At 58.5% G+C, this 499-nt stretch carries 2 protein-coding genes; both read right to left on the bottom strand.

The window, feature by feature from the left end:
- The coding region (locus MKK51_RS00015; RefSeq protein ID WP_243974215.1) for an SRPBCC family protein at positions 1-173 on the bottom strand (173 nt) is incomplete at its 3' end.
- A gap of 63 nt (positions 174-236) precedes the next feature.
- Positions 237-499 (bottom strand): hypothetical protein (locus tag MKK51_RS00010; protein WP_243974213.1); only part of this gene is annotated, 263 nt, incomplete at its 5' end.

The following is a 499-nucleotide window of genomic DNA, read 5'->3' as shown; positions in this document are numbered from 1 at the left end:
TCAACCATCGGATGCCATTTCGCGATGGCGCAGAAGCCGCCAATGAGCTTCCAGACAGTGGCAGGGGGTGCTTGGATCTCAAGGCTGCGGGAGACCTCCAAGGCGAAGCCAGGACCCGTCTGTGAGGCTAGGACTGCGAGGTAGCCTATTAGTCCGCCAATCGCTCGCTTCATGCCGTTCCAGCCTCTGCCGCAAAGCCACAAATCTTAACCGTCCCACCTGTAGACGGGCGGTACTCAGTTCATGGCGCGGAAGGGAGAAGCCTGCACAACCCGAATTTTACGAGCGGGAGCTGCATTGAAGCTGGTTGCCTGCTGCGACGGCTGCGTGGCTGCTAGTCGTGAGGCAGGGACCGTGATTGAGCTGGTGCCAGAGTAAACCTTAACCCGCCGATCCTCTGCTGAAGCGGGGACGAGCGAAGCAAATATGGTGGCAACATAGAGAGAAAGAACCAGGGACATCATCATGAGCGCGGCGCGAGACGGAGCGAAATAGTGCT

Source organism: Methylobacterium sp. E-045 (assembly GCF_022829685.1).
Lineage (GTDB): Bacteria > Pseudomonadota > Alphaproteobacteria > Rhizobiales > Beijerinckiaceae > Methylobacterium.
The sequence above is the reverse complement of the archived record's forward strand: the minus strand, read 5'-3'. Positions and strand labels throughout refer to the sequence as shown.